At 64.9% G+C, this 25013-nt stretch carries 30 protein-coding genes (1 of these 30 running past the window's edge); 20 read left to right on the top strand and 10 right to left on the bottom strand.

What is annotated here, in order from left to right; all coding sequences use genetic code 11:
- The first annotated feature begins 1 nt into the window (after position 1).
- The 7 genes from ruvB to pal all read left to right on the top strand — a co-directional run bounded on the left by ruvB (position 2) and on the right by pal (position 5808).
- Positions 2-1024, top strand: coding sequence for a Holliday junction branch migration DNA helicase RuvB (ruvB, locus tag HFP57_RS10855; protein ID WP_176869781.1), 1023 nt, complete (start codon positions 2-4; stop codon positions 1022-1024).
- Positions 1025-1104: 80 nt separating this feature from the next.
- Positions 1105-1560, top strand: coding sequence for a YbgC/FadM family acyl-CoA thioesterase (locus HFP57_RS10850; protein WP_176869780.1), 456 nt, complete (start codon positions 1105-1107; stop codon positions 1558-1560).
- Positions 1561-1568: 8 nt separating this feature from the next.
- Positions 1569-2264 (top strand): protein TolQ, encoded by a 696-nt coding sequence (tolQ, locus tag HFP57_RS10845; protein ID WP_246263099.1) that lies wholly within the window; start codon positions 1569-1571, stop codon positions 2262-2264.
- Positions 2265-2529: 265 nt separating this feature from the next.
- Positions 2530-3060 (top strand): ExbD/TolR family protein, encoded by a 531-nt coding sequence (locus HFP57_RS10840; RefSeq protein WP_176869779.1) that lies wholly within the window; start codon positions 2530-2532, stop codon positions 3058-3060.
- A complete protein-coding gene (locus HFP57_RS10835) occupies positions 3060-3827 on the top strand; it encodes a hypothetical protein (RefSeq protein ID WP_176869778.1) in 768 nt (255 codons plus the stop codon). Before HFP57_RS10840 ends, HFP57_RS10835 begins: the two co-directional genes overlap by 1 nt.
- A 14-nt stretch (positions 3828-3841) precedes the next feature.
- On the top strand, positions 3842-5206 hold the full coding sequence (gene tolB, locus HFP57_RS10830) for a Tol-Pal system beta propeller repeat protein TolB (RefSeq protein ID WP_176869777.1): 1365 nt from the start codon (positions 3842-3844) through the stop codon (positions 5204-5206).
- An 83-nt stretch (positions 5207-5289) separates the two neighbouring features.
- On the top strand, positions 5290-5808 hold the full coding sequence (gene pal, locus HFP57_RS10825) for a peptidoglycan-associated lipoprotein Pal (protein ID WP_176869776.1): 519 nt from the start codon (positions 5290-5292) through the stop codon (positions 5806-5808).
- 90 nt (positions 5809-5898) lie between these two features.
- Here the strand turns inward: pal and HFP57_RS10820 are convergent, their stop codons facing one another.
- The 4 genes from HFP57_RS10820 to HFP57_RS10805 form a co-directional block, all read right to left on the bottom strand.
- Positions 5899-6972, bottom strand: a complete 1074-nt coding sequence (locus HFP57_RS10820; RefSeq protein ID WP_246263093.1) for an isoaspartyl peptidase/L-asparaginase family protein — start codon at positions 6970-6972, stop codon at positions 5899-5901.
- 100 nt (positions 6973-7072) lie between these two features.
- Positions 7073-7906, bottom strand: coding sequence for a S1/P1 nuclease (locus tag HFP57_RS10815; protein WP_343045227.1), 834 nt, complete (start codon positions 7904-7906; stop codon positions 7073-7075).
- Positions 7907-7930: 24 nt separating this feature from the next.
- On the bottom strand, positions 7931-9454 hold the full coding sequence (locus HFP57_RS10810; RefSeq protein WP_176869774.1) for an acyl-CoA carboxylase subunit beta: 1524 nt from the start codon (positions 9452-9454) through the stop codon (positions 7931-7933).
- A 45-nt stretch (positions 9455-9499) separates the two neighbouring features.
- The gene (locus HFP57_RS10805; RefSeq protein ID WP_176869773.1) at positions 9500-10165 is read right to left on the bottom strand and encodes an SDR family oxidoreductase; all 666 of its coding nucleotides are present in this window, start codon (positions 10163-10165) and stop codon (positions 9500-9502) included.
- Between the two features lie 167 nt (positions 10166-10332).
- Between HFP57_RS10805 and HFP57_RS10800 the strand changes: the two genes are divergently transcribed.
- Positions 10333-11505 (top strand): GGDEF domain-containing protein, encoded by a 1173-nt coding sequence (locus tag HFP57_RS10800; RefSeq protein ID WP_176869772.1) that lies wholly within the window; start codon positions 10333-10335, stop codon positions 11503-11505.
- Positions 11506-11579: 74 nt separating this feature from the next.
- Here the strand turns inward: HFP57_RS10800 and HFP57_RS10795 are convergent, their stop codons facing one another.
- Entirely contained in the window at positions 11580-12251 is a 672-nt protein-coding gene (locus HFP57_RS10795) for an OmpW/AlkL family protein (protein WP_176869771.1), read from the bottom strand.
- 219 nt (positions 12252-12470) lie between these two features.
- Between HFP57_RS10795 and ispG the strand changes: the two genes are divergently transcribed.
- The 5 genes from ispG to HFP57_RS10770 all read left to right on the top strand — a co-directional run bounded on the left by ispG (position 12471) and on the right by HFP57_RS10770 (position 16805).
- Positions 12471-13595, top strand: a complete 1125-nt coding sequence (ispG, locus tag HFP57_RS10790) for a flavodoxin-dependent (E)-4-hydroxy-3-methylbut-2-enyl-diphosphate synthase (RefSeq protein ID WP_176869770.1) — start codon at positions 12471-12473, stop codon at positions 13593-13595.
- Positions 13576-13848: a hypothetical protein gene (locus tag HFP57_RS10785; protein ID WP_176867846.1), complete on the top strand. Its 273-nt coding sequence runs from the start codon at positions 13576-13578 to the stop codon at positions 13846-13848. Before ispG ends, HFP57_RS10785 begins: the two co-directional genes overlap by 20 nt.
- A 69-nt stretch (positions 13849-13917) precedes the next feature.
- Entirely contained in the window at positions 13918-15330 is a 1413-nt protein-coding gene (locus HFP57_RS10780; RefSeq protein ID WP_176869769.1) for an NAD(P)-binding protein, read from the top strand.
- A gap of 2 nt (positions 15331-15332) precedes the next feature.
- Positions 15333-15836 (top strand): thioredoxin family protein, encoded by a 504-nt coding sequence (locus tag HFP57_RS10775; RefSeq protein ID WP_176869768.1) that lies wholly within the window; start codon positions 15333-15335, stop codon positions 15834-15836.
- Between the two features lie 39 nt (positions 15837-15875).
- A complete protein-coding gene (locus HFP57_RS10770) occupies positions 15876-16805 on the top strand; it encodes a hypothetical protein (RefSeq protein ID WP_176869767.1) in 930 nt (309 codons plus the stop codon).
- A 4-nt stretch (positions 16806-16809) separates the two neighbouring features.
- Here HFP57_RS10770 and HFP57_RS10765 read toward each other — a convergent pair whose 3' ends face one another.
- Positions 16810-17223 (bottom strand): PaaI family thioesterase, encoded by a 414-nt coding sequence (locus tag HFP57_RS10765; protein WP_218135014.1) that lies wholly within the window; start codon positions 17221-17223, stop codon positions 16810-16812.
- Positions 17224-17306: 83 nt separating this feature from the next.
- Here HFP57_RS10765 and HFP57_RS10760 point away from each other — a divergent pair, with 83 nt between their 5' ends.
- Positions 17307-18221, top strand: a complete 915-nt coding sequence (locus HFP57_RS10760) for a DMT family transporter (protein WP_246263084.1) — start codon at positions 17307-17309, stop codon at positions 18219-18221.
- Positions 18218-18595, top strand: a complete 378-nt coding sequence (locus HFP57_RS10755; RefSeq protein WP_176869764.1) for a TfoX/Sxy family protein — start codon at positions 18218-18220, stop codon at positions 18593-18595. Before HFP57_RS10760 ends, HFP57_RS10755 begins: the two co-directional genes overlap by 4 nt.
- Positions 18596-18604: 9 nt before the next feature.
- On the opposite strand, the gene HFP57_RS10750 is transcribed toward HFP57_RS10755, so the two are convergent.
- Together HFP57_RS10750 and ppa are read right to left on the bottom strand one after the other, a co-directional pair.
- Positions 18605-19327, bottom strand: a complete 723-nt coding sequence (locus HFP57_RS10750; RefSeq protein ID WP_176869763.1) for a hypothetical protein — start codon at positions 19325-19327, stop codon at positions 18605-18607.
- Positions 19324-19857 carry an inorganic diphosphatase gene (gene ppa, locus HFP57_RS10745; RefSeq protein ID WP_176869762.1) on the bottom strand — a complete coding sequence of 178 codons (534 nt, stop codon included), beginning with the start codon at positions 19855-19857 and terminating at the stop codon, positions 19324-19326. Before ppa ends, HFP57_RS10750 begins: the two co-directional genes overlap by 4 nt.
- A gap of 58 nt (positions 19858-19915) precedes the next feature.
- Between ppa and hisS the strand changes: the two genes are divergently transcribed.
- The 4 genes from hisS (at position 19916) to HFP57_RS10725 (ending at position 24001) form a co-directional block, all read left to right on the top strand.
- Positions 19916-21268, top strand: coding sequence for a histidine--tRNA ligase (gene hisS, locus HFP57_RS10740; RefSeq protein ID WP_176869761.1), 1353 nt, complete (start codon positions 19916-19918; stop codon positions 21266-21268).
- Positions 21265-22332 (top strand): peptide chain release factor 1, encoded by a 1068-nt coding sequence (gene prfA / locus HFP57_RS10735; protein ID WP_176869760.1) that lies wholly within the window; start codon positions 21265-21267, stop codon positions 22330-22332. The genes hisS and prfA overlap by 4 nt, the downstream gene beginning before the upstream one ends.
- Before the next feature lie 10 nt (positions 22333-22342).
- Positions 22343-23155 carry a peptide chain release factor N(5)-glutamine methyltransferase gene (prmC, locus tag HFP57_RS10730; protein WP_176871268.1) on the top strand — a complete coding sequence of 271 codons (813 nt, stop codon included), beginning with the start codon at positions 22343-22345 and terminating at the stop codon, positions 23153-23155.
- Between the two features lie 276 nt (positions 23156-23431).
- Positions 23432-24001, top strand: a complete 570-nt coding sequence (locus HFP57_RS10725) for a DUF4167 domain-containing protein (protein WP_176869759.1) — start codon at positions 23432-23434, stop codon at positions 23999-24001.
- Here the strand turns inward: HFP57_RS10725 and HFP57_RS10720 are convergent.
- Positions 23998-24309: a hypothetical protein gene (locus tag HFP57_RS10720; RefSeq protein ID WP_176869758.1), complete on the bottom strand. Its 312-nt coding sequence runs from the start codon at positions 24307-24309 to the stop codon at positions 23998-24000. The two genes, HFP57_RS10725 and HFP57_RS10720, sit on opposite strands and share 4 nt — an antisense overlap.
- A gap of 127 nt (positions 24310-24436) precedes the next feature.
- Here HFP57_RS10720 and HFP57_RS10715 point away from each other — a divergent pair, with 127 nt between their 5' ends.
- Positions 24437-24865, top strand: a complete 429-nt coding sequence (locus HFP57_RS10715; protein WP_176869757.1) for a CBS domain-containing protein — start codon at positions 24437-24439, stop codon at positions 24863-24865.
- A gap of 15 nt (positions 24866-24880) precedes the next feature.
- On the opposite strand, the gene HFP57_RS10710 is transcribed toward HFP57_RS10715, so the two are convergent.
- Positions 24881-25013, bottom strand: the 3' end of a protein-coding gene (locus HFP57_RS10710) for a lipopolysaccharide biosynthesis protein (protein ID WP_246263082.1). 1346 nt of this gene lie beyond the right edge of the window; the window shows 133 of its 1479 coding nt (coding positions 1347-1479); the start codon falls outside the window, past its right edge; the stop codon is at positions 24881-24883.

Raw genomic sequence — 25013 nt, 5'->3', positions numbered from 1 at the left:
TATGACTGACACCGACCGCCATATCTCCCCCGAGCGCAAGACGGAGGATGCGGACGCAGCGCTGCGGCCCAAGACGCTGGCCGAATTTATCGGGCAGAAATCCGCGTGCGACAATCTGCGCGTCTTTATCGCGGCGGCGAAGAAGCGGTCGGATGCGCTCGACCATGTCATGCTGTTCGGGCCGCCGGGGCTCGGCAAGACGACCTTGGCGCAGATCGTCGCGCGCGAGCTCGGCGTCGGATTCCGGGCGACGTCCGGGCCGGTCATCGCCAAGGCCGGCGATCTCGCCGCGCTCCTGACCAATCTCGAGGATGGCGACGTCCTGTTCATCGACGAGATCCACCGGCTCGCTCCGGCGGTCGAGGAAATCCTCTATCCGGCGATGGAGGACCGGGCGCTCGACCTGATCATCGGCGAGGGCCCGTCGGCGCGTTCGGTGCGGATCGACCTGCCGCAATTCACCCTGGTCGGCGCGACGACGCGGCAGGGGCTGATCACGACGCCGCTGCGCGACCGGTTCGGTATCCCGGTGCGTCTGACCTTCTACAGCGTCGAGGAGCTCGAACTGGTGGTTCGCCGTGCCGCGAGTTTGCTTGATCTCGCCATCACCGACGATGGTGCGCGCGAGATCGCCGCCCGGGCGCGCGGTACGCCGCGGATTGCCGGAAGGCTTCTGCGCCGCGTCCGCGATTTCGCCCATGTCGACAGCGTGAAGGAGGTCGATGCCAAGACCGCCGATGCCGCGCTCACCCGGCTCGAGGTCGACGCGCTTGGCCTCGACATGATGGACCGGCGTTACCTGACGATGATCGCCGATATCTACAAAGGCGGTCCGGTCGGCGTCGAAACCTTGGCGGCCGGCCTGTCCGAGCCCCGCGATACGATCGAGGAGGTGATCGAGCCCTATCTGATCCAGCTCGGCCTCGTCGCGCGGACGGCACGGGGGCGGGCGCTCAATGTCCGCGGCTGGAAGCATTTGGGGCTGAATCCGCCAAAGTCTGCGGAAGATGGGCTGTTCGATTAGCGCGCTCACCGGTTGCCCCGCCGCGACAATCCGAAAATCCGCGCTTTTACGGCGAGTCCCGCCCGGCTAAGGCTGGAGGCATGAGCGATGATATACGTGACCGGCCGGTTTCCGGCTATTTCGACGACAAGGAGCATCGCTTCCCGGTGCGCGTCTATTTCGAGGACACGGATCTCTCCGGAATCGTCTATCACGCCAACTATCTGCGCTTCATGGAGCGAGCCCGGTCGGACATGTTGCGGCTCGCCGGTGTCGATCAGCGTGCGACGATTGAGGCGGACGAAGGCGCCTATGCGGTGGTCGATCTGGCCATAAAGTATCGCATGCCGGCGAAGCTCGATGACGACCTTCTCGTCGTCAGCCATGTCACCGGCGTCCGGGCGGCGAGCTGCGCCATTCATCAACGAGTCATGCGCGGCAGCGACATATTGACCGATGCGGACGTTACCGCCGCGCTGGTCGCCCCGAGCGGCCGGCCGATGCGCCAGCCGCGCGAATGGGTCGAGACGTTCAAGCGTTTGAAAATAGGAGAATAATAAACGCTATGGGAGGATTCGAATTCGGCGCGAGCGAATCGCTGATGAACCCGCTGACCCTGTTCCTGCAGGCCGATATCGTCGTCAAACTGGTGATGATCGGATTGCTGCTGGCGAGTATCTGGACCTGGGCGATCATTATCAGCCATGGCCGCAAGATCGGCGGCATGCGCAAGCGGAGCGAGCGGTTCGAGCGCGATTTCTGGCGCGCAGAGGATATCGACCGCTTTTACGACGCGCGGGGCGGCGACGACAATTCGGCCGCCAAGGTGTTCAGCGCCGGGCTGTCCGAATGGCGGCGCTCGACGAAAAACGGCACGATCGACCGGCCCGGCACGCGCCAGCGGCTGGCGACGGCGATGGGCGCCGCGGTCGCGGCCGAAATGGACAAGCTGACCGACCGGCTCAACATCCTCGCGACCGTCGGCTCGGTTGCACCCTTTGTCGGTCTGTTCGGCACGGTCTGGGGCATCATGCGCGCCTTTACCGATATTGCGGGGCAGGCCTCGACCAGCCTCGACGTCGTCGCGCCCGGCATTGCCGAGGCGCTGTTCGCGACCGCGCTCGGCCTGTTCGCCGCGATACCGGCCGTGATCGCCTATAACCGGCTGACGCACGGCCTGAACCGGCTCGAGGCGCGGCTGATCCGCTATGCCGATGGTCTCCACGCGACCTTGAGCCACGAGCTGGAGGCCGCGCGATGAGAGCGTTTTGTCAGAATTTCGCTGACGCGAAATCGCGGCACCGGATTCTGTTTGTCAGAACGTTGCTGTCGCAACGTCGCGGTACCGGCCCGCTCCCCCTCCCGACCTCCCAACACGGTATACTCAATGAGAGGTCGGGAGGGGGAGCGGGCCGGTACCGCGCTCGGGTCGCGAGGCCCGAGTCTGACGGAAAACTCCGGGAGGGGGTGCGGGCCGGTACGGCGCTCGACCGCAAGGTCGAGTCTGACCAAAGGAACAATCTCTGATGGCGATGCAGCTTCCCTCCCAGTCGATGCGCGGCCGGCGGGTGCCGATGTCCGAGATCAACGTCACGCCTTTTGTCGACGTGATGCTGGTGCTGCTGATCATCTTCATGGTGACGGCGCCGCTGCTGGCCTCGGGTGTTCCGGTGCGATTGCCCGAGAGCCGGGCCGGCGCGCTCGACCAGGAAAGCGAGCCGACCCAGATCGCGATCGACGAAACCGGGCGGATATTTATCGACGATATCGCGATCACCGATGTCGAGCTCGCTTCGACCCTGAGTACGATTGCCGCACGGCCGTCGGGCCCGGACGGTCATGCGGTGTTTCTGCGCGCCGATACGACGCTCGACTATGGCCGCGTCATGCTTGTCATGGGCGAACTGAACCGGGCGGGCCTCAATCGCATCTCGCTGCTGACGACGGCGCCGGGCGAGGAAGGCGCCACGCCCGACGAAGCCGATGCACGCTCAAAAGATGCGCCGGATGGCGAAGAGATCGAATTGCTCGATCCGGCCGAAGTGGAGCCGATCTGATGGATCGGGCGGAGCGTATCGGTCTCGGCGCCGCGGCGATCGGCCATGTCGCCCTGTTCACCTTGCTGTCCTTCACCCTGCTGACGCGCGACGAGGTGCCCCGGCGCGAAGCCGTGGCCGTGACCTTGTCGGGCGATATCGGCGCATTCGCGACGGCGACCGATCGGCCCGCACCCGCTTCGGAACGGCGCGATCTCGAAAACGATCTCGATTCGATGACCCCGCCGGAAATCGAACCCCTGCCGCAACCCAGCGTGACGCCGAGCCCCGCCCCGCCCCCACCCGTGGAGCGCCGCGCGGATCCGATGCCCGAGAGCCGGCCTCAGCCTGAACGCCGTCCGCCTCAGCGCCGCTCGTCGCGGATCGCCGGCATCACCGACGGTATCGGCACGTCGAACGATACGGGGACATCGGCCTCGCAGGCGGCGGTCAGCGCATCGGACCGCTCCAACCTGATCAGCCGGATCGTGAATGCGGTCCGGCCCTGTTACAATCTCGGCTCGCTGAGCGGCACGGCGGCCGAGGATATCGTCGTACGGCTGCGCATCCAGCCCGCCCCCGACGGGACCTTGGGTCGCAATCAGGTCAGCGTGCTGGGTGCCCGCGGCGTTAACGGCTCGAACCGCCAATATGAATCGCAGATGGTCGAGGCGGCGCGTAGCGCCGTTCTCAACCCGCGCTGTCCGCTGCCGCCACTGCCCGATGCGCTTTATGAAGATGGCTGGAGCGACGTCGTCCTGAATTTCATCCCGGCGCAATTGACCTGAGGAGCATGAACATCATGGCCTTTTCGATCCCTTCCCTTTCGGCCGTTCGCCAACTGGCGCTTGGTTTGTGCCTGGCCGCGCTCGGCAGCGCCGCCGTCGCCCAGGACGAACCGGCATCCGGCCCGATCGAAGGCGATGTCGTCGGAGGAATTTCGAACCCGACTGCGATCGCGATTCCCGACATGCCGACGCCGCGCGCGGTCGGTACGCCGGCCGGCAATACCGAGGATCTCGGCCGCCAGGTCGCGCGCGTCATCGAGGACGATTTGCGCAATTCCGGATTCTTCAATCCGGTCGCCCGGCAGTTCCTGCGCGATGTCGACATGCCACAGGTGACCGCGCCCGACTATCCGGCCTGGAGTCAGGTCGGCGCGCAGAATCTCGTCCAGGGTTACGTCCAAGCGGGCAATAACGGCCGGCTGACGGTCGGCTGCTATCTGTACGACGTCTTCGCCCAGGCGCCGCTCGAACGCGCGGGCTACGAGGTCGACTATGCCGATTGGCGCCGCGCTGCGCATCGCTGCGCCGACATGGTCTATGCTCGGCTGACCGGCGAGGGCGCCTATTTCGACAGCCGGATCGTCTATGTCGCGGAGAGCGGCCCCAAGGATAACCGGGTGCGCCGCATCGCGGTGATGGATACCGACGGCGCCAATCACCGCTTCCTGACGAACGGCCAGTCGATCGTGCTGACGCCGCGCTATGCGCCGGACGGGAGGACGATAACCTATATGAGCTATCTGAACGACGAGCCGCGGGTCTATATCTACGATCTGGAGACCGGCCGCCAGCGGCTGCTCGTCGACGCGCCCTATATGACATTCGCGCCGCGCTATTCGCCGGACAGCCGCTATGTCGTCTTCTCGATGGCGGTCAACGGCAACAGCGATATCTATCGCGTTCCGGTATCGGGCGGACGGCCCGTCCGGCTCACCAACACGCCGGGCATCGATACCAGTGCGAGCTATTCGCCCGACGGCCGGCGTATCGTTTTCGAAAGCGATCGTTCGGGCGGCCAGCAGCTCTATGTGATGAACGCCGACGGCTCGAACCAGCGCCGGATCAGCTTCGGCGGCGGCCGCTATGCGACGCCCGAATGGAGCCCGCGCGGTAATCTCGTCGCCTTCACCCGGTTGGGTGGCGGTTTCCGGATCGGCGTCATGCGTTCGGACGGATCGGGCGAGCGCATTCTGACCAACAGCTGGCAGGACGAGGGCCCGAGCTGGGCGCCGAACGGCCGCGTCATCCATTTCTTCCGGACCCCGCGCGGCAACACGCTGCCCAGCCTCTGGTCGGTCGATGTCACCGGCAGGATGGTCCGCCGGTTGCCGACGCCGGTGGGGGCTTCCGACCCCTCCTGGTCGCCGCTCAGGAACTGACTGGCGCACGACCCACTTGACTCCCGCGTGAAGACTGGCGGCATAAGGCGGGGCCGCGTCGCAAGAAGAAAAGGATCGAAACCATGACCAACTTTTCCAGAACCGCGATTTTCCTCGCTGCCGGCTCGGCACTCGCGCTCGGCGCCTGTTCCCGCGAAGCGCCCGACGACCTGCCGCCGCCGCCGGTTGGCGCGACCGGGCCGGAAACGGCGCCGCCCGCTCCAACGGGCCCCGCGCCCGGCAGCCGCGAGGATTTCCTCGCCAACGCCGCCAGCGACACGATCTTCTTCGAAACCGATTCCTACGATATCGACCCCGAAGATCGCGCGATCCTCGATTCGCAGGCGCGCTGGCTGGTTACCAATCCCGGCGTCCGGGTCACCATCGAAGGCCATTGCGACGAGCGCGGCACGCGCGAATATAATCTCGCGCTCGGCGAACGCCGCGCCAATGCGGCGTCCAACTATCTGGCCGCGCGCGGCGTCGATGCATCGCGGATGACGGTGATCAGCTATGGCAAGGAACGGCCGGTCGCGCTGGGCTCCGATCCTGCCAGCTGGGCGCAGAACCGCCGCGCGGTGACCATCGTGCCGATTGGCTAGCCACCCGCGCGATTGTCCGATTCCTTTTCGGGCCGGGAACCTTGATTCCCGGCCCCGCATCTTCCCCGAAGATGACGAAGGCGCCGGCGGCTAGTCCTCGTCGCCATAGATGGCGACGCTGGCCCCGCCATTGCTCGACGCCATGCCGCGATACATGCCGGGCGTGTTGAACGCATAGGTGCCCGTGCCCCAGGGCGTCGCGACGATCACGCCGCCCGATCCGCCCAGCGCGCCCATTTCGGCGATCACGCGGTCGGCGATTTCCTGAATATCGGCGGCTTCGAGGCCGAATTCGCTGGCATGGATATAATGGTCCGGCATGCCGTCGCTGTCGGCGCGCACGGACGCACGCGCTCCGGCCAGCCGCTGTTCGAAGCGGAAGCGAATCTGCGCGCAGATTTCGTGCGCCACGCCGACCCGGATGAAATATTCGCCGGAACCGGTCGCGGAGACCGCACAGCCGCGATTGTCGGCATAGGTGCCCGCGCCGATCACCGGGGAATCGCCGATCCGGCCCCAGCGCTTGCCAGTCAGCCCCCCGGTCGAGGTTGCGGCGGCGACATCGCCGTCCCGATCCATCGCCACTGCGCCTACCGTGCCATATTTCAGATCGATATCGTATGCGCTCAGCCCTTCGGCTTCGCCGGCCAGCATCTCTTCCAGCTGGCGCCGCCGCTCGTCGGTTTCGAACCAGTCATTCTCGACCTGTTCGAGCCCCTGTTCGACGGAGAATGAGTCCGCGCCCGCGCCGCGCAGGAAGACATGCGGGGACTCGGTCATTACGCGCCGCGCGAGCGTCACCGGATGGCGGGTGTGCGACGTGCCGGTGACCGCCCCGGCCGAGCGGGTCGAGCCGTCCATGATCGACGCATCATGTTCGATCGCGCCGTCATAGGTGAAAACGGCGCCGCGACCGGCGTTGAAATGGGGATCGTCCTCGAGCTCGCGCACCGTTGCTTCGATCGCGTCGATCGCCGCGCCGCCGTCGCGCAGGATAGCGCTGCCGGTTTCGAGTGCATGAGCGAGCGCGGTGCGAATGGCGCTATTCTGTTCGGCCGTCAGCCGGTCGCGTTCGATCACGCCCGCGCCTCCATGGATGACGAGCGTCCATTCGGCTTCGCCGGTATCGACCGCTTCGGTTTGCGCGGCGGTTTGGCTCGACATGAAAAGGGCTCCAATCGCTATCCAAAGGCGCATGTGCGTGTCTCCCTGTAACCGGCTTCCCGCCTAGTCGCCTTTGCGCGCCATTTCCAGAGCGGGGCTCTCAGCCGAGCGCCTCTTCGAGCAGGCGCGCCAGCCTGAGACCGGCGCGCTGTATCTGCAGCCGCAGCATCGCGCGGGATGCCGCGACATCGGCTTCGTCGATGGTGACGGGCGCGTCGGGTGCCGGGCTGCAGGCCGCGCCATCGAGCGCGCGCGGATAGGCGAGATCGCGGCTGACCGCCCAGCTGTCCCGCGACCAGCTTTCGGCATCGCCGCTCCCCATCGCGGCCCGTTCGGCGGGCGAATAGCGCCGGACGAGATCTGGCGCCGCCGAGATCGACCGTTCGGCGAGATGGCTGTCCCAGATCCAGTGGAGATTGAGACCCGGCACCACGCCATAGGACGCGGCCAGATCGTTGCCGCCTCGATCGCCGCGATCCCCGGCATGGAGCGGCATATGCAGATCGCCGACGAAATGGACGAGAAAGGCCAGCGCTTCGAGCCGGACATGGCGCGGCAGGCTCCGGTCGGCCAGCAAGGCGGCGTTGCGCTCGACCTGGCGATAGACGCAGTTACCGCCCGGGCAATTGCCCTCGAGCGTGAAAGCCGCGCAGATATTCACATTCTGATAGTGCCAGGGCGCCGTATAGCCCCAGCGCAGCCGGTCGCGCCGCACGCAATCGGGCCAGACGCTGACATCGCCGATCGTCGCGAGCGCGCATTGCGGCGTGCCGATCAAGGCGCGGACCGCCAGCAGCCGGCCGATTTCGGCCCGCGCTCCGGCCGAGATGTTCGCTTCGGCGATCGCGGCGACGGTGCGATGGCCATAGGCGCTCCAGGCCAGGGCGGGCGCCGGCAGGGCGAGCAGGGCGAGCACGAGCAATCGGATCATCATCTGGTCTTTTGCGCCGCCTTGATGTCAGGACGATGTCAGCTTGCGCCAGGCGAGATCGGCGAATTCGCAGAGCAGGGGCCGGGTATCGCGCGGATCGATGATATCCTCGACGCTGAACTTTTCCGCCGTGCGGAAGGGCGAGGTGACCCGTTCGAGCCTGGCCTTGATCTCCTCCAGCTTGGCGGCGGGATCCTCGGCCGCCTCGATCACGCTCTTGTACGCCGCTTCGAGCCCGCCGGCGATCGGCAGCGAGCCCCAGTCTCCGCTCGGCCAGGCGAAGCGGTACTGGAAGCGTTCGGCGTTCGACATGGCCGAACCTGCGATGCCGTATGCGCGGCGGACGATGACGCTCGCCCAGGGCACGGACGCCTTGTAGACCGCGTTCATCGCCTCCACGCCGAAGCGGATCGTGCCCGCCCGCTCGGCTTCGACGCCGACCATGAAGCCCGGATTGTCGACGAGATGGACGACCGGTAGGCGGAACTGCTCGGCGAGTTCGGCGAAACGCTTGACCTTCTGGCTCGTCAGCGCCTCCCAGGAGCCGCCGAGAAAACTCGGGTCGCTGGCGAGGACGGCTACCGGCCAGCCATCGAGCCGGGCGAAGGCGGTGATCGCGGCGCGGCCCCAGCGTTTGCCCATTTCGAATACGCTGCCGCGGTCGAACACCGCATCCATCACGGCGCGCATCGAATAGACCTGTTTGGCCTCGCGCGGGACGATCGAGAGCAGGCTCTCCTCCCGCCGGTCGACCGGATCGTCGTTGGACCATCTCGCCGCGCGCTGATTCACATTGCTCGGCAGATAGGAGAGGAAACGCCGCGCGGCGGCGAACGCCTCGTCCTCGCTCGCCACTTCCTCGTCGACGACACCGTTGCGGGTATGGATGTCGCTGCCGCCGAGCCCCTCCTTGTCGACATCCTCGCCGATCGCCTGGGCGACCACGGGTCCGGCTGCAAAGAGCTGCGAGAGGCCGCGCACCATCACCGAATAATGGCTGGCCACCGTCCGCGCGGCGCCCATGCCGGCAGTCGGGCCCAGCGCCAGCGCCACGACCGGCACCGTCTCCCGGTTCTTCATGATGTCGTCCCAGCCCGGAACCGCGGGCACATAGGTGAAGCCCATATCCTCGAGACTCTTGACCGAACCGCCGCCGCCCGTGCCGTCGATCATGCGAACGAGCGGGATGCCGAGTTCGTGCGCCATTTTCTCGCACTGGACGAATTTGCGGTGGAGGGCGGCGTCGGCCGCGCCGCCGCGTACGGTGAAATCGTCGGCGCTGGCGACCACCGGACGGCCGTCGATATCGGCGCGGCCGAAGATCAGGTTGCTCGGCGCGGCATGGACGAGTTCTTCCTGTTCGTCATAGTCGCCGCGCCCGGCGATCTTGCCGATTTCGCGGAAGGAACCCTGGTCGACGAGCCGCCCGATCCGTTCGCGGGCGTCGAGCTTGCCGCGATCGTGCTGGCGCTGGACCTTCTCGGGCCCGCCCATCTCCTCTGCATAGGCCTCGCGCCGCCGCAGCTCCTCGATATCCTTGTTCCAGCTCATGCTGGCGGACTTAGCCAAACCCGCCGCGCAAAGCCAATGGCGAAGCTACCAGGGCAGCTGTCTGCCGTCATAGCCGGTGAAGCGGCCGGTCGATTGCAGCGACAGCTTATCGAGCACCGCGCGCAGCCCGGTCACGCTGGTCTCGACGTCGATATTGGCATTCGGCCCGCCCATATCGGTCTGCACCCAGCCGGGATGGAGGATCGCGACGGCGATGCCGTCCTCGCGATACCGGTTGCTCAGCGCTTTCCACGCGGCGTTCACGGCGGCCTTGGACGAGCGGTAGACGATCGCGCTGCTACCGTTACCGTCGCCGATGCTGCCCATGATACTGGAGAGCACCGCCATCTTCTTCTGCCCGCTCGCTGCGACATTCGGCTTGAGCCGCTCGGCGAGCAAGGTCGGTGCGATGCTGTTGATCTCGAACGTCTTCAGCCATTCGTCGCGGTCGAGATCGTTGCTGCCGTAGACGCCGGCATTGTTGATGAACAGGTCGATCGGGCGATCGCCGAGCACCGCCATGAAATCGTCGAGGCTGTCGGCGTCGGCGGCATCGAGCTGCATGACTTCGGCATTGCCGATGGCGCGCAGCCCGTCCGCCTTTTCCGGCTCCCGGGCCGTGCCGATCACGGTCCAGCCATCGGCCGCATATTGTTTCGCTAATTCGAGGCCGATGCCGCGATTGGCGCCGGTTATGAGAACAGTGGGCATGGAAAGTCCTTTCGTGTCGGAGATACCATCTCTGAACCAGCTCATCATCGCAACCGCCGTTCCAGTGAAGGCGGCCGGCCTGGCTCCGCGGCCCGGCCGTTAATCCTCTTTTTACCATGGGGACTTAGATCGGATCGGCGTCGATAATGGCGGAAACGGAGGCGGTCTTGAGGATTTCGGCAGGCATTTGGGGCGCGCCGGAATCGCGAGCGACAGGCGACGACCGCCTGTCGGCCGACGAGGTGAGAGCGCGCATCGAGGTTGTGCAGGCCGAGCGCGCGCTCGAACATGTGCCGATGATCTATGCGGTGGCGCTGTTCAATATCATGCTGATCATGGTGCTGTGCTTCCACAAGGAGGTGCCGGTCTCGAACTATGGCTGGATGGGCGTGGTCGCGATCCTGTCTGCCTTGCGGATGATCCAGTGGATCCGGCGTGCGCGTTTGCCCGATCGCGCACGCGATCCCCGCAAAACGCTGCGCAGCCTGACGATCGTCTCGATCGGCATGATTTCGGGGTTGAGCGCGTGGTCCGTCTATGCGCTGACGAGCCCGACATTCGCCGATATGATACTGATCCCGGTTTCGCTGGTTTTCGGGTCGACCTGCATCGCTCATTGCCTGGCGCCGATCCGGCGCGCGGCGATCGGCGCGCTGATTATCGGCGTCATGCCGGCGGCGACCTATCTGCTGCTGTTCGGCGATTTCGAAGGGGCCATTCTCGGCGCCAGCATGATCTCGATCGCGATCCTGATGATCGTCTTTCTGATGGAAAGCTATCAGCGGATCGTAGACGGCATCATATTGGAAGAAAAAATTCTGCGGCTGGCGAACACAGACCCGTTGACCGGGCTCGCCAACCGCCGGGCGATCATGGATGCGCTCGATGCAGCCGATGCCGCGTCGGCGGAAGGGGTGGGCTATGCGATCGCGATCCTGGATCTCAACGGCTTCAAGCGGATCAACGATACGCTCGGCCATCATGTCGGCGATACGTTGCTTCAGATCGTGGCCGACAGGCTGCGCGAAGCCGCTGAACCCGGGGAACTCGTCGGCAGGCTGGGCGGCGACGAGTTTCTCGTTCTGATGCCAGCGGTAACGGATGAAGTCGCCGCATCGGCGCGTACGAGCGCCTTCCTCCTCGCGCTATCGCAACCCGCGAGGGTCGAGGGCCATCGGATTCCGGTGTCGGGCAGTATCGGCCATGCGCTTTCGGGTTGTGACGGCGTGAATGCCGACGCGGTCATGATGGTTGCGGACAGGGCGCTCTATGCGCTCAAACGGGGCGATCAGGGTCCGTCGGACACCGCAGCCGTCGCCGCCCGTCAAAATGCGGCCTGACACCTGATCGACCGCGCGACCGGCCGGCCCTTATGGTTATCCGTCCGTGGAAATATCCGGGGTCCTGAAGCGGCTCAGAATCGATAGGTCAGGCCGGCGCTCACCACCCAGGGATCGAGATCGTGATCCGTACGGATCAGTTCGGTTCCGCCGGCCGAGAAGGTTGCCGTCGTGCCGACGAAATAGCGTTTGGCATCGATGCTGAGGCCGAGCCCCCGGTCGTTCAGCCGGAAATCGGCGCCGGCCTGAAGCGCGACGCCGAACTCGCTCGACAGGCTGACATCGTCGATGCCGAGCGCGGCCGCGCCAGCGCCGACATTCTCGCTGAAGATGAAGAAATAGGCGGGGCCGGCACCGATATAGGGCTTGAAGACCTCGCCTATGGGCAGGTGGAGCTTGGCCGTGACCGTCGCGGGCAGGACGATGGCGTCGTCGATCAGTTCCACGCCGGCGAGCGCGCCGGTGCCTTCGACATCATGCGGCGTGACGCAGCAGATGGTTTCGATCGAGAAGGTGTCGGATATGAAATATTCCGCGGCGATCGTGGGCACGAAGCTGTCGGTCACGCGCGTCTGCGATCCCGCCGGAAGGCCGAAATCGTCGCGTTCGACGGTGTCTATTTCGCCGTCCGGCAAAACGCCGGTTGCGAACAGCTTCAGCTGGACATCCCCCGCCTGCTGCGCGACGGCCGGAGTCGAAACCATCAGGGCGGCGGCAACCCAGGCGGAAATATGGCGCAATTTCATTATCACAAAACCTCTTTCGATGACTGTATGGTGATAGGATGTAACGGAAAATGCGGAATTGTTTGCATCGAAAGTTAAATTCGCATTCAATAGAAATCATCTATCATTTTGCGTGCCGGCCGGGGTCCCGCGCGCGCTGCCACGACGGGCTTCGGCGTCGCGATGCCCCGCCAAAGACTGTGCCTTTTATTGGTAACGGGGAGCGCCTATAGAAATCCCATGTCGATACGTCCCTGGAGAGATATTGCGCGGCGCCCGTCGCGCCAGATCATGGTCGGCAAAGTGCCGGTCGGCGGCGATGCGCCGGTGACCGTGCAGACGATGACCAATACGCCGACGCCCGATGTGAAGGCGACGGTCGATCAGATCCGCCGTTGCGAGGAGGCGGGCGTCGATATCATCCGCGTCTCCTGTCCGGACGAGGACTCGACGGCGGCGTTCAAGCAGATCACGCGCGCGGCCAAGGTGCCGGTCGTCGCGGACATCCATTTCCATTACAAGCGCGCGCTCGAAGCGGCTGACGGCGGCGCGGCCTGCCTCCGGATCAATCCCGGCAATATCGGCAGCGAAGATCGCGTCAAAGAGGTGATCGCGGCGGCGAAGGCCAATGGGTGCGCGATCCGCATCGGCGTCAATGCCGGCAGCCTCGAAAAGGATCTACTCGAAAAATATGGCGAGCCCTGCCCCGAGGCGCTGGTCGAAAGCGCGCTTGATCATATCAAGATCCTGCAAGACCATGATTTCCACGATTTCAAGGTCGCGGTGAAGGCGTCCGACGTGTTCCTCGCGGTGTCCGCCTATATGCAGCTCGCCGAAGCTGTGGACTGCCCGCTGCATCTCGGGATCACCGAGGCGGGCGGGCTGGTCGGCGGCACGGTGAAAAGCGCGATCGGCATCGGCAATCTGTTATGGGCCGGGATCGGCGATACGATCCGCGTCTCCCTGTCGGCCGAACCCGAGGAGGAAGTGCGGGTCGGCTACGAAATCCTCAAAAGCCTCGGCATCCGGACGCGGGGCGTGCGCGTCGTGTCTTGCCCGAGCTGCGCGCGCCAGGGTTTCGACGTCATCCGGACCGTGGAGACGCTCGAGGAGCGGCTCCAGCATATCCACACGCCGCTCTCGCTCTCGGTGCTCGGTTGCGTCGTCAATGGCCCGGGCGAGGCGCGCGAGACCGATATCGGCATCACCGGCGGCGGTGCCGGCAAGCATATGGTCTATCTGTCGGGCGTCACCGACCATCATGTGCAGGATGGCGACATGATCGACCATATCGTCGCGCTGGTCGAGGCGAAGGCGGCCGAGATCGAGGCCGCCGAAGAGGCGCATGCCGAGGCAGCGGAATAGTCCCGCCGAGCCGGCCGAACGGCGTCCGGTCGAGCGCAGCACCGCGGTTCGTGCACGCGCGGTCCGTGCGGCGGCGATCGGTGCCCTCGCCGTCGGCGCAACCGCGATCGGCGCGCTTGCCATCGGTCGCCTAGTGATCGGCTCGATCCGGGCGCGGGACGCGCAGGTCGACCGGCTGAGGATCAAACGCCTCGAAATCGACGAGATCGTCGTCGGCCGCGGGGAATCGCCTGAGGCCAAACCCACCGAATAACCCTGTACCCATTCGGGATCCGGCGCTCTATGACGCCGCGGCGGCTATGGGGTCGCCGAGGGAGCCCGTATGGCCGATCTTGAAACCGACTATCTGATCATCGGCGCGGGCGCCGTCGGCATGGCCTTTGCCGATACGCTGCTCGACGAGACCGACGCGCACATCACCTTTGTCGATCGCCATGCGAAGCCGGGCGGCCATTGGAACGACGCCTATTCCTTCGTCGCGCTGCACCAGCCCTCGGCCTTTTACGGGGTGAATTCGACCGTCCTCGGCCCGCGGGAAAAAGACGAGATCGGCCTCAACAAGGGCTATTACGGCCTCGCAACCGGGTCCGAGGTCTGCGCCTATTATGAGGGCGTGATGGCCCGGCGGTTCCTGCCGAGCGGCCGTGTCGCCTATTTCCCGATGTCCGACTATCGGGGCGACGGGCGGTTCATGTCGATCCTTTCGGGCCGGGAGAGCCGGGTGCAGATCCGCCGCAAGACGGTCGACGCCACCTATTATGGCACCTCGGTGCCCTCGACCCATACGCCCAAGTTCGAAATCGGCGAGAGCGTGCGGATGGTGCCGCCCAACGCGCTGCCCGGGCTCTGGAAAGCGCCTGGCGACGTGCCCTCCCGGTTCGTCATCCTCGGCGCGGGCAAGACGGCGATGGATGTCGGCGTGTGGTTGCAGGAGGCCGGCGTCGAACCTGGCAGCATCACCTGGGTCCGCCCGCGCGACACCTGGATGCTCAATCGCGGCAAGACGCAGCCGGGGATCGAGTTCTTCCACGACACGATCGGCGGCCAGGCGGATATCATGGAGGCGCTCGCCCATGCGACGACGCCGGACGACCTGTTCGACCGGCTCGAACAGGCTGGCATCATGCTGCGGATCGATCCTGAAATCAGGCCGACCATGTTCCATTATCCGACCATCTCGCAGGGAGAGGTCGATATCCTGCGCCGGATCGCCGATGTCGTGCGCATGGGCCATGTCCGGCGGATCGAAAGAGGCAGAATGATCTTCGATGCCGGCGCGGTCGAAACGGCGGCGGATGCGCTGTTCATCGATTGCACGGCGACCGCGGTCGAGCGGCGGCCGGTCGTCCCCCAGTTCCAGGGCGACCGGATCACCCTGCAGATGATCCGCGTGCCGCAGCCGGCGTTCAGCGCCGCGCTCACCGCGTTCATCGAAGCCAGTTACGAGGACGATGCGACGAAAAACAGCCTTGGCCAGCCCGTGCCGCTGCCCGACGGGATCGACACCTATGCGCGGGCCAATCTGGTCAACATGATGAACCAGTTCCAATGGTCCCAGCGTCCCGAACTCCAGCAATGGATGATCAAGGCGCGGCTCGACGGGTTCGGCAAGACGATCGCCGCGGTCACGCCGGACGATGCGGAGAAACAGGCATTGCTCGATCGGTTCCGCGCCAATGCGCAGGCGGCGATCGCGAACCTGCCCAGGCTGATCGCGCAGGAAAGGGTGGCATAGCGATGCGAGGTTCGAGCCTGTGCGCCGTCGCCGCGTTGGCTTTCGCCGTTCCGTTGGCCGTCGCCGCGCCGGTATCCGCCGAACAGGGCGAAACCGACCATCGTGAGGCCCGTCCCTATGATGCGCAGCGCGCCGCTTTTGCGGACGTCGCCTCGGCGCTGGCGCGCGCCGCGATCAGCCGCAAGCGCGTCATTCTCGTGATGGGCGCCAACTGGTGCCATGACAGCCGCGGCCTCGCCGGCTGGTTCGCCACGCCCCGTTTCGCCGACATGCTCGAACGCCGTTACGAGATCGTCTATGTCGATGTCGGCCATCCGCAGGAAGGCGAGGGACGCAACATCGATATCGCGCAGCGTTTCGGCATCGAGGAGATCAGCGGCACGCCCACGGTCCTGATCCTCTCGCCCGAGGGCACACTTCTCAACGCCGAAACCGCGCCGACCTGGCGCAACGCCGCCAGCCGGACCGGGGACGAGATTTTCGACTATTTCGCCAGTTTCGAATAGCAACTGAATTTGCTAGGGCGCTCGCGAAGGAGATTGCCCATGACCGGCCCATCCGATTTCGGCGACCGGATCGTCCAGGCGCTGATCTGGATCGCGATACTCTTCTCGGCGCTCAACGGCGCGTTCATGCTCTTCGATCCGCTTGGCTGGTACTACGCGATCCCCACCGTCCGCGCGACCGGGCCGGCCAACACGCATTTCATCGCCGATATCGGCATCGCCTATCTGGGCTGCGCGGTCATTCTCTTCTACGCCGTCCGCAATCTGCGGATGCGCTGGCTCGCAGCGCTTGCGGGCGGGCTGTGGCTGATGGCGCATGGCGGCCTGCATCTTTACGAACTGATGGCGGGAATCTGTTCGACCGACCGGTTCCTCAAGGATGCGCCGGGGACGATCGGCGTGCCGCTGATGGTCCTGATCGCGATCGCCACCCTCTTCGTCCGGCAGCGGATCGCCCCGATCGGCCTGCCCAAAGGCCTGTTCCTCGGCATCGTCGACCGGATGAATCCCGGCGAAAGCGAATATGTCCACGAGATCGCGCGAGCGCCCGGCCATGCGCTCGAAAAGTTCATCCATTTCATGCCGGCGAGCAACCATCGCCACGCCGCATCCGCCGCCATGTTCGCGGCGACGCGGATCGGCGCCGTGCTCGTCGAGGATTGCGGGCCCTGCGCGCTGACTGCGGCGCAAGGCAGCCGGATGGACGGCGTTTCGCGCGATATGCTGAACGCGGCGCTCGCGGGCGGCGACGCGTTGCCCGAGGACGAGGCGCTCGCCTTCCGGTTCGGTGAGGCGATCGCGCGCCAAGCTCCCGATGTCGATACGCTCGGCGACGATATCGAGGCGCGTTTCGGCCGCACCGTGCGGGTCGAGCTGGCGATGGTCGCGGCGATGATCCGCGTCTATCCGGCGATGAAGCGGGGGCTGGGTCTGACCAAGGTCTGCTCGGCGACGAAGCTGGCCATTTAGGCAGCTACGCTGTCGCCGCGTCGAGCACCCGGAACGTCGCGCCCGCCAGCGCGCAGACTTCGCCATCCGCCGTCACCCGGCCCTGCGCGGCGTCGACGCTCTTGCCCGGCTTGATGAACGTCGTTTCGAACTCCAGCCACTGGCCGATTTTCGCGGCGCGCACGAAATCGAGATGCAGGCTGATCGTCACGAGGCCGGAGACATTGTCGTGACGGGCGGCGCAGGACAGGCCCATGGCGTTGTCCGCGAGCGCCGAGATCAGTCCGCCATGCACGAAACCGCGCGAATTGCAGTGCTGCTCGTCTGCGGTGAGCCCTATGACCACCGCCGCGTCGGTGCGCTTCGAAAACAGCGGCTCCCAGGGATCGGTCAACGGGCTCTTGCGAAAATGCGGCGCGAAGCCGGCGGGCAGGTCCATCATGTCTTTCCTATTCCGTACCTGTCACGGCGTAGCGATTTCGGGCCTCGCCGCAAGCGGAGCCGGCGTCTATGGGTGCGCGGATGAGCGCGTCCCAACAGTCCGAATCGCACGCGATTCTCCTGCCGATGATGGCGGTGCTGACCGGCCTCGCCTTCTTCTCGGCGATGGATGCGGTGATGAAGGGGCTGTCGGTGGCGCTCGGTGCCTATAACGCCGTGTTCTGGCGCTATGCGGCCGGTGTGCTGCTGATCAGCATCCTCTATTTCAAGCGACGCCGGAAGCGGCCGAGCCGCGTCGCGATGCGGCTCTATCTGATCCGCGGGGTCCTGATCGCGATCATGGCCTTTCTCTTCTTCTGGGGGCTGGTGCGCGTGCCGTTGGCGGAAGGGGTCGCGCTGTCCTTCATCGCGCCGCTGTTGGCGCTCTATCTCGCCGCCGTTCTGCTCAAGGAGCGGATCGGGCGGAACGCGATCCTGGCGTCGCTGCTCGGCATCGCCGGCGTCGGCGTCATCGTGCTCGGCAAGATGGGCAGCGAATTCGGGCCGGAGGCGCAATGGGGCGTGGCGGCGATCCTGCTGTCGGCGACCGCCTATGCCTATAATCTCGTGCTGCAGCGGCAGATGGCGCTGATCGCGGGGCCTGTAGAGATCGCCTTCTTCCAGAATATCATCGTCTTTCTCTGCCTGTTGTCGGTCGCGCCTTTCTTCGCCGTCATGCCCGATGCGGGCCACTGGCCGGCGCTGACCGGCGCCGCGGCGCTGGCGATCGTTTCGCTACTCATGGTGACTTGGGGCTATGCCCGCGCCGAGGCGCAATATCTGGTCAGCCTCGAATATAGCGCTTTTATCTGGGCGGCGATCTTCGGCTGGTATTTCTTCGGCGAGGCCGTCACCTGGATGACGATCGCCGGCACCGCGCTGATCGTGGCCGGTTGCCTGCTCGTCGCTTGGCGGCGGCCGAAAAAGGCGGAGATGGTGGAGGCAGCCGTCGCATGAGCGTGGACGAGGGCCTTGTCGACTGGGTCGGCGAATGCCTGGAGCCGATCGGGCGGGTGACGATGCGCAAGATAATGGGCGGCGCCGTCCTCTATTGCGGCGGTACGGTCTTCGCGCTGGTTGACGGCGGCGATCTCTATTTCAAGAGCGATGCCGCGAACGAGGGCGCGTTCGAAGCCGAAGGCCTCGGCAAGTTCGAATTCACCGGCAAGGACGGCAAGATCGGGACGATGAACTATCGCCGCGCGCCGCTCGACGTGTACGACGATCCCGATGCCATGCGGCAATGGGCGCGGCTGGGCGTCGAAGCAGGCGAGCGCGCGCCCCAAAAGAAATCACCCAAGAGGCCGCGCCGGAAGAAGCCGAAGGTCTAGATCCCGTCCCTAGTCGACGGACCGGACGTCGGCGACCAACGCGCGCGGGTTCATCCGGATGATAGCATACAGGAAGGCGACGACGAACAGGGCAAGCCAGGCGATGGCCGATCCCTGTATCGTGAGTGCGCCATAGGCGTCATCGACGATCAGCGCCGTCGTCGCGGCGCCGCCGAGAGCGATGATCGCGCCGAAGACGAAGCCCATGCCCTTATGGCGGGTCAGGAGTACGCCGATGCAGATCGCGCCAACGCCGAGCAAGGCGAACTTGGCGCGGACGGCCGGGATCAGCCAGTTGATCTCGCCTTGGCTGCCCGGCAGGCTGTCCATGATCATGAAGAGCCAGAAGCCCTCGACCTGATCGAACAGAGCGGCGGCGGCGACGGCAGCGATGCCGACGCCGGCCAGTGATCCGCCATAGCCGCGCAGCGCAATCAGCGCGCAGATCAGAAAGGCCGAATAGGCGGGAATGAACAGCAGCGCATCGACCCAGGTGGCGTGGCGCATGGCGGCGAGGAACGGTTCGGTGCAGGGCGGCGTGCCGAACAAGGCGGCGACATCGACCGGCGTGCGGACCAGTTCGAAGGCGATGATCGAGCCGAGATTGTCGGCGCCGATATCCGGCGCGCAGCCCTCGATATTCGGGATCATGCCGAAATAGAGGCTGACCAGAATGACGATCAGGCCCGCGCCCGCGCACCGCCACCACCAGCTGCGCTCCGTTGCCGTCATGTTTTCGCGCTCAGCCGCTCGATGCTTTCGACGACGATCCGCCGCGCCTCTTCCGCGTCGCCCCATTTGCCGACCCGGACCCATTTTTCCGGTTCCAGGTCCTTGTAATGGGTGAAGAAATGCTCGATCTGCTGCATCACGATTTCGGGCAGGTCGCCGCCTTCGCCGATCTTGCGGTAATAGGGGAAGGTGGAGTCGATCGGGACGCAGAGCAGCTTCTCGTCGCCGCCATGCTCGTCTTCGAGGTTGAGCACGGCGATCGGCCGGGCGCGGACCACGCAGCCCGGCATGAAGGGCGACCGCGCGACGACCAGCGCGTCGAGCGGGTCCCCGTCGGGCGAGAGCGTGTGCGGCACGAAGCCGTAATTGGCCGGATAGCGCATCGGCGTGTGGAGGATGCGGTCGACGAACAGGGCGCCGCTCGCCTTGTCGAATTCATATTTCACCGGCTCACCGCCGACCGGCACTTCGATGATGACGTTGACATTCTCGGGCGGGTCGTCGCCGACGGGGATAAGGTCGATATTCATGGCGTTCTCCAGTTCCCCTATTCCCCTAGCGCGTCAAAATGCTCTAGGGGAGCCGCCCATGGCAAATAAAGCGCGAAAAGACACGCCGCACGCCATTCGCGGCACGCAGGACATGATCGGCGAACAGGCCGAGCGTTTCGCGCATGTCGTCGATACGTTCGACCGGGTCCGGCGGCTTTACGGTTTCGGCCGGGTCGAAGTGCCGGTGTTCGAGGCGACGGCGGTGTTCGCGCGCTCGCTCGGCGAGACCACCGATGTCGTGTCGAAGGAAATGTACACGTTCGAGGATCGCGGCGGCGATTCGCTGACGCTGCGCCCCGAATTTACCGCCGGAATCGCGCGCGCCTATCTGACCAATGGCTGGCAGCAATATGTGCCGCTCAAACTCGCGACGCACGGCCCCCTGTTCCGCTACGAACGCCCGCAAAAGGGCCGGTTCCGGCAATTCCATCAGCTCGATGCGGAGATTATCGGCGCGGCCGAACCGGCAGCCGATGTGGAATTGCTCGTGATGGCCGATCAGCTGCTGAAGGAGCTGGGCGTGGCGGACGGCGTGACGCTGCAGCTCAATACGCTGGGCGATAGTATTACACGCGAGGCATGGCGCGATGCGTTGGTCGCGCATTTCGAAGCGCATAAGGGCGATCTGTCGGAAGATAGCCAAGAGCGACTGGCGCGCAATCCGCTGCGTATTCTCGATTCCAAGGATATGCGCGACCGCCCGATCGCCGACGCCGCGCCCGGGATCGACGATGTGATGAGCGACGAAGCGGCGGATTTCTTCGAGGCTGTGACGGCAGGGCTCGATGCGGCGGGCGTCGCCTGGGAGCGCAACGCCCGGCTGGTGCGCGGTCTCGATTATTATCGCCACACGGCGTTCGAGTTCGTCACCGACCGACTCGGCGCGCAGGGCACGGTGCTCGGCGGCGGCCGCTATGACGGGCTGATCGAAGCGCTGGGCGGCCCGGAAACGCCGGCGGTCGGCTGGGCTGCGGGAATCGAGCGGCTGGCGATGCTGACTAACAATGCTTGGCTTGATCACCCGCAAGTGCTGGCTGCCGTCATGCCGGTCAACGCGGATGCGGATAACCACGCCATGCATGTTGCTAGTGAACTTCGTCGACGAAGTGTTGCGGTGCAGACCGTTTTCAAGGGAAATCTCAAGAAGCGCCTGCAAAAGGCCAATGCCGAGGATGCGCTTCTGGCAATTTTCGTAGACCAGGATCGGTGGGAACGGAGAGAACTTGAGGTTAAGAACCTCAGGAGCGGTAAACAAACGCTCGTAACTGACGATGTGAAAACTGGTCTTGGTGTATTCGAACAAATCTACAACATGGTGTCCGAAGCAATCTTCGAAGGCACCGGAGGCGGTGTCCGATATGTCGGTACCGATTCAGAAGAGAACGAATGACCACCATCTCCTCCGATCGTATCGACGCGATTTTGTCGCGGCATGAAGAGCTGCAAGGTCAAATGGCGGCGGGCGATTTGGCGCCCGACAAATTCGTCGAACTCTCCAAGGAATATGCCGAGCTGGAGCCCGTGGCCGAGATCGCCCGTGAGCTTCGCCGTCTGCGTGAGGAGCTTGCCGCGCTCGACGAGATGCTCGCCGATCCGGAAATGAAGGAGATGGCCGAGCTTGAGGCCGAGGAGCTCAAGGCGAAGATCCCGGAGGCCGAACGCTCGCTCGCCGTGAAGCTCCTGCCCAAGGATTCGGCCGACGATCGGCCCGCCATGCTTGAAGTCCGCGCAGGCACGGGCGGCGACGAAGCCGCGCTCTTCGCGGGCGATCTGTTGCGCATGTATCAGCGCTATGCCGAGGAACAGGGCTGGGGCTTCGAGCTGATCTCGGCGAGTGCGGCCGATGTCGGCGGCTATAAGGAAGTCGTCGCCAATGTCACGGGCAAGGGTGTGTTCGCCAAGCTGAAATTCGAAAGCGGCGTCCATCGCGTGCAGCGCGTGCCCGTGACCGAATCGGGCGGGCGTATTCATACCTCGGCGGCGACGGTCGCCGTGCTGCCCGAGCCCGAAGAGGTCGATATCCAGATCGACGAATCCGATCTGCGCATCGATGTGTTCCGCGCGTCGGGGCCCGGCGGGCAATCGGTCAACACGACCGACAGCGCGGTGCGGATCACCCATGTTCCGACCGGCATCGTGGTCAGCCAGCAGGACGAGAAATCGCAGCACAAGAACCGGCAAAAGGGGATGAAGGTGCTGCGCGCCCGGCTCTACGAGCATGAGCGAGCCATCGCCGAGGCCGAATATGCGGGCGCGCGCAAATCCATGGTCGGCTCGGGCGACCGCTCCGAACGCATCCGCACCTATAATTTCCCGCAAGGGCGGGTGACCGATCATCGGATCAACCTGACCCTGCATCGCCTGCCCGAAATTCTCGAAGGCCAGCTCGACGAGCTCGTGTCGGCGCTGATCGCCGAGGACGAAGCCGAACGGCTCGCCCATATCGAGGATTGATCGCGTGATCGTGCGCGACGCCCTGCGCGCGGCGGCCGAAACCCTGTCGGCGACCAGCGAGACGCCGCGCCTCGACGCCGAACTGCTGATGGCGCACGCCCTCGGCGAAAGCCGCGAATCGATGCTGTTGCGACGTCTGGACGGGCTGGCGCCATCCGCTTTCGACGCGCTCGTCGAACGCCGCTCATGCCATGAGCCGCTTGCTTACATCACCGGCATCCGTGAATTCTGGAGCCTCGATATCGAGGTCAGCCCAGGCGTGCTGATTCCACGGCCCGACAGCGAGACGCTGATCGAAACCGCGCGCCGCGCGCTGGCGAAGAGACCGCCGTCGACGATTCTCGATCTCGGCACGGGTTCGGGGGCGCTGTTGCTCGCGGCGCTTTCGGAATGGCCCGACGCCATGGGTGTGGGCGTCGATCGGTCGGACGCCGCGCTGGCCGTCGCCGAACGGAATGCCGAGCGGCTCGGTTTTGCGGACCGGGCGCAGTTTCGAAAGGGAGATTGGGGCGATCGGGAGGATGCGCGCTGCGATCTCATCCTGTGCAATCCGCCCTATGTCGACCCGGCGGCGAAACTGATGCCCGATGTCGCCGATTTCGAGCCCGGCGAGGCTCTGTTTGCCGCAGATACGGGTTTGGCGGATTATCGCCGGATCGTGCCACAGCTTCCCCGGCTGTTGGCCGAAACGGGCGTAGCGTGCCTCGAATTGGGGGTCGGGCAGTCCTCCGCCGTCTCCCGCCTTTGTGCCGATCAGGGCCTGCTTTCAGAGGTTTCGCGGGATCTGGCGGGGCAGGAGCGCTGCATGCTTATCCACAGCTAGTGTCCGGTACCAACTATATTTTTACTTGCATTTGGCAAAACGTAAGCGATATGGGCATAGGTGGAACGAAGGTTCTGGCAGCACACAGCGTTGAAACCTTCACCCCATGATCTCCATCGTCATACCGCTGATGTCCGGCGGTTCTGGCAGTAGGACCGGCTTTGCCGGCCCTTGAGAGAATATGTATCCGAGCGGCCGGGATGGGCCCGGCTGGCCAAGCTGCGCGCGGGGGCGCGCTTTTTCCGGAACACGAAGGACTGAGGATTTTTAGCCTTGATGAATAATCGCAATTCGGGTCGTCGCCGCAGCCGTGGCGGCCGGCCAAATAACCGCGGGCCGAACGACGGCAACCGGTTGGACAATCGCGCGCGCGGAAACGCCAACCAGCTTTGCGAGAAATACAAGTCCATGGCGCGCGATGCCCATCAGCAGGGCGACCGGGTCATGAACGAATATTATCTGCAGTTCGCCGATCACTATTTCCGGGTGCTCACCGAAACCAATCTGCGCAAGGAAGAGCAGAAGCGCGAACGCGAAGAGAACAAGGCGAAACAGCGCGGGAACGATGAGAGCGACCGGGACGGCCGTTCCGAAGCGAAGCAGGCGGACGACAAGCCCAAGAAGCGCCAGCCCCGTGCCAAGCGCGAAGCTGATACCCAGGACGCTGATGACCAGAGCATCGAGGCGGATCGGCTTCCGGCCGCGATTTCCGTCGCCGTCACCGAGGGTCAGGAAGACGGCGATTCGCTGAACGGTTCGAGCGAGAAGAAGCCGGCACGCCGCAGCCGGGCGCGCAAGCCGAGCTCCGACGAGGACGACAAGGGCGCCGCCGCCGAAGCCTCCTAGTCGGTTATATCGGGACGGCGTGAGCTGTCCCGCCCCTGCGCATCGACATCGTCGTCATGACCCGAGCCTGAGCTCAGGAAAACCAGCCCCATGAGTGCGGCGGCCATGAACACCGTCAGGCCGACACCGAAAGCCGTCGCCAGACCGATGGCGATGGTCAGCCCGCCGCCATAATAATGCATCCATGCGAGCGCCGCGAGTGCCGCAACGACGGACGCGAGCGCCATCCATTTCAGGATTCGGCGGAAACGCGCCCAGGCGAATTGCGCATAGTCGGGATCTTCGAGCGTCGGTCCTTTTTGGGTCATGCGGCCCAATTGGCGCTTCCGATGATGATCATCAAGCGTAACTTGGCCGTCGACGGCGCTTGCCTTCCCTTTAGCCGCGAAAAAGCGCATTATTGCCCGGCTTCATGTGGCGATTGGGAGAGACGCTATGACGGTTAGCATCATTCTGGAAAACCGGGGCCAGGATACGGTCACTGCCTCACCGGATATGAAGGTCGCCGAAGTGGTGAAGTTGTTCGCGGAAAAGCGAATTGGCGCGGTGCCCGTCGTCGATGGGGGCAAGGTCGTCGGAATCATGTCCGAACGGGATCTCGTTCATTGCGTCGCGGCAGAGGGCAAGGACGGAATCGACAAACCGGTTTCGGAGGTGATGACGTCCCCCGCAATCACGGTCGATCCCAACTATAATATACTGGCTGCGCTGGGCCTGATGACCAAGCGCCGCGTCCGCCATTTGCCGGTGGTCCGAGACGGCGCGATGGTGGGTTTCATCTCGATCGGCGATCTGGTGAAATACCGGATGGACCGGATCGAACAGGATGCGCAGGCGATGCGCGATTATATCCAGGCGGTTTGACAGTCTGGATGGCTATCAGGCGGTGATGGCCCGGCGTTTGATGATAAGCGCCCACATTTCATCGACGAGGTTACGAGCGAAGAAGAGCAGGAGCGCGGCATAGGCTGCAACCCCGGCCGTCGCGAGAACGGCCAGGCGGACGAACGGC

It is taken from the genome of Parasphingopyxis algicola, assembly GCF_013378075.1.
In the GTDB taxonomy this organism is placed as follows: Bacteria; Pseudomonadota; Alphaproteobacteria; order Sphingomonadales; family Sphingomonadaceae; genus Parasphingopyxis; species Parasphingopyxis algicola.
This window is presented reverse-complemented; position numbering and strand designations above follow the sequence as displayed.